Annotated in this window: 1 pseudogene; it reads right to left on the bottom strand. The window is 67.6% G+C overall.

Annotation, left to right across the window (positions count from 1 at the left end):
- Nucleotides 1-284 (bottom strand): annotated as a pseudogene (locus KVT44_RS56015) (trehalose synthase); the annotation flags it as partial.

The following is a 284-nucleotide window of genomic DNA, read 5'->3' as shown; positions in this document are numbered from 1 at the left end:
ATGCGGCGGGTCCAGTGCAGCAGGGACGAGGGCGAGGACATGGAGGCCTCGACGTTCGTCACCTGGTAGCCGTAGACCGGGTCCATGATCGTGGGCAGGAACAGCCGGCCGGGATCCGACGAGGAGAAGCCCGCGTTGCGGTCGGGCGTCCACTGCATCGGGGTGCGCACCGCGTCGCGGTCACCGAGCCAGATGTTGTCGCCCATCCCGATCTCGTCGCCGTAGTAGAGGATCGGCGAGCCGGGCAGGGACAGCAGCAGGGCGGTGAACAGCTCGATCTGGTT

Origin of the sequence: Streptomyces sp. GbtcB7 (assembly GCF_019091445.1) — a bacterium.
GTDB classification, from domain to species: domain Bacteria; phylum Actinomycetota; class Actinomycetes; order Streptomycetales; family Streptomycetaceae; genus Streptomyces; species Streptomyces mirabilis.
The sequence above is the reverse complement of the archived record's forward strand: the minus strand, read 5'-3'. Positions and strand labels throughout refer to the sequence as shown.